Genomic DNA, 2,692 nt, shown 5'->3' on the forward strand with positions numbered 1-2,692 from the left:
ACCCGAGTCGGCGGTACGCAGGGCGGTGTCCGCGAGACCCTTCCGGGCGCCGTGCGTGGAGATGAAGATGGGCAGCGCCAGCCACCAGCGCAGCGCCTCGACCAGCAGCCGCCGCAGGTCCGCCGGCCCGGGGTCGGCGAAGACGTCGGCGGCGGGCAGGCCGAGCAGGGCCAGCCCCGACTGGCGCAGGATGCTGCGGTCGAGCGCGTACCAGAACCGCCCGTCGGCGGCGGGCCGGTCGGCCGGGTCGTAGGTGGCCCGGAACGGCATGGTGGCGCCGGTGTTCAGTTCGACCTCGAAGCCCGGCTCGGGGGTGCCGGAGCCGGCCACGTCCCGCCGGTAGACCACCAGTTCCAGGCCGCGCGCCGGGCAGGGCAGCGCCTCGTGGCGCAGCCGGTCCACCAGCGCCCGCTTCGCCGCACCGGCGACCGGCCCGGCGACCACCAGGGCCACGTCCACGTCGCTGCGCCCCGGCTGGTACGCGCCCAGCCCCACCGAGCCGGCCGCGTACGCGCCGACCAGGTCGTCGCCGAGCGCCGCACGGGCACGCCCGACCAGCTCGCCGAGGTAGCGGCGCACGTCGTCGTCCATGCCGGCATCCTGCCGGTGCGGGTGGCGGCGGCGCGGGCCGGGGTCACTCCGACGGGTCGGGGCAGCAGACGGTCAGCGCGCCGGGGACCACCTTCACCTTGAGCTTCCTCGCGGTGCCCCGGGCGCCCCCGTCCAGCTCGTACGTCTTCGGCGCGGCGAACCGCACGGTCACCTTCCGCCCCCGGGTGATCCGGACGAACGGCGACTCGTCGGATCGCCCGGCGGCCATCCGGCCCAGCGTGCGGGCCCAGTCCACGGCCCCGCTGGCGGTGGAGACGCCGATCTCCAGCGCGCCGTCGTCGGGGCGGGCGTCGTCGAAGGCGGGGATGCCGCCGGTGATGGTGCCGACGTTGCCGAAGAGCACGCAGCTCGCCTCGCCGTCGAACCAGTCGGCGCCGTCGACCTTGATCCGGGTCCGTACGCACTCGCCGCGGACGTGCCGCAGCCCGGTCCAGACGTATGCGATCCGGCCGAGCTTGCCCTTGAGCTTGCGGTCGGCGTCGCGGATCAGGTCGCCGTCGAACCCGGCGCCGGCCATCACCGCGAAGTGCTCCCCGTTGAGCCGGCCCAGGTCCAGCGCGCGCCGCCGGCCGTGCAGGGCGATCCGGACCGCCTCGGGCAGGTCGGCGGGGATGCCGAGGTTGGTGGCGAAGAGGTTCGCGGTGCCGGCGGGCAGGATGCCCATCGGCACGTCCGATCCGGCGAGCGTGTCGGCGCAGCGCTGCACCATGCCGTCGCCACCCCAGACCAGGACCAGCTCGGCGCCCTTGTCGAGCGCCCTGCGCACCTTCTTCGGCGCCTTGCGGCTCTTCGGCACCTCGTACCAGAGGAGCCGGCCGACCCCGGCGGCGACCAGGCTGGCCCGCAGCTCGTCGAGGCCGCCGCCGAAGGTCTTCTTCCGGTGGGCGACGACCGCGACCACACCGGCCGGCGGCGCGGCGGCGGCGGTGTCGGGGCGGTCGGCGGTGCTCGTGCTCATGACCCCCGGTGGTACCCCGCCGCCGGATTTTCCACGCCTGGCGAATCCGCGACGCGGCCGAATCCGATCAGCCGCAGGGTGTGTTCGACCGACTTCGTTCGGTAGAGTGCGGGCGGTGATCGCCGGCGCTGGCCGGAGGTCGGAGGGGTGCCGGGATGACTCGACGGGCCGCAGAGCTGACCCGGGTCACGCTGCGCCTCGGCCTGCTGCTCGGCGGGGTCGCCGTGGCCTGGGGCGCCCACGAGGTCGCCACCGGCGCCGTCGCCCACGCCGCCGAGCGCCCGCCCGCCGTTGCGCTCACCGCCGCCGTCGACCGGCTCACCAACGTGCTGAGCCCGGTCCGCGACACGGCGAGGCCGCTCCGCTCGCACCACAAGGCCGTCGCCGACCCGCCCCGAGCCCGCGGCCCGAGCGGGCGCGCGGACCGGGCGCGCGGGCCATTTCACACCCGACCGGACCAGCGGGACACCACCCGTCCGGCCGACCGGCGCGCCGACCCACCGCGCGAGCGGTCTCGCCCCCGGCCCGACCAGGGGGCCGCCACCCGCCGGCACGACCGGCGCGCCGCCCCGGCCCACCGGCCCGGATCGGCTCGGGACGACGGGCGGCGCGTGGGCCGGGGGCTCGCCCCGGTCACCAGGCCGCTTCCCCCGGGGCTCGACCCCCTGTGGCGGGCCCTGAAGCCGGTGCGCAAGTCGCTGGGTTCCGTACTCAAGCCGGTCAAGCCGGTGAAAGACGTGCTCGACCCACCCGCCGAACCGGTGCCGACACCGCCGGCCGCGACGCCTTCGCCGCCCGGCACGCCCGCCACCCCGCCGGGCGCCGGCGCCGATCGGCCGGCTCCGGACGAATCGGCCGGCCCCGCCGACGACCCGGCCCACGGCTGGGCTGACGCGGCCCACGGCTGGGCAGACGCGGTCGGGGCAGGCACGGTCCGGGCCGGCGCGCACCGGACGACGGTCAGCCGCCCGGCGGACGCCGCCGCCGCGTCGCCGGAGCCGGCCGGCGCCGAGCGGCCGCGCCTGCCGAGGTTGATCATCCACCACTCCAGCCGCCGGTAGCCGCGCTCGACGCAGATCGCGGCGAGGGTGGCGAGCAGCAGCCGGCCTGCGCCGGTGCCGC

Annotated in this window: 3 protein-coding genes; 1 reads left to right on the forward strand and 2 read right to left on the reverse strand. The window is 77.3% G+C overall.

Annotation, left to right across the window (positions count from 1 at the left end; translation table 11 throughout):
* Both ABZV78_RS31570 and ABZV78_RS31575 read right to left on the reverse strand, forming a co-directional pair.
* The coding region (locus ABZV78_RS31570; RefSeq protein ID WP_355644494.1) for a hypothetical protein at positions 1 to 591 on the reverse strand (591 nt) is incomplete at its 3' end.
* 43 nt (positions 592 to 634) lie between these two features.
* Positions 635 to 1,570 carry a diacylglycerol kinase family protein gene (locus ABZV78_RS31575; RefSeq protein ID WP_355644496.1) on the reverse strand — a complete coding sequence of 312 codons (936 nt, stop codon included), beginning with the start codon at positions 1,568 to 1,570 and terminating at the stop codon, positions 635 to 637.
* A gap of 155 nt (positions 1,571 to 1,725) precedes the next feature.
* Here ABZV78_RS31575 and ABZV78_RS31580 point away from each other — a divergent pair, with 155 nt between their 5' ends.
* Positions 1,726 to 2,631: a hypothetical protein gene (locus ABZV78_RS31580; RefSeq protein WP_355644498.1), complete on the forward strand. Its 906-nt coding sequence runs from the start codon at positions 1,726 to 1,728 to the stop codon at positions 2,629 to 2,631.
* The last annotated feature ends 61 nt before the right edge of the window (positions 2,632 to 2,692 follow it).

This window comes from Micromonospora sp. NPDC004540 (assembly GCF_040610095.1).
In the GTDB taxonomy this organism is placed as follows: domain Bacteria; phylum Actinomycetota; class Actinomycetes; order Mycobacteriales; family Micromonosporaceae; genus Micromonospora.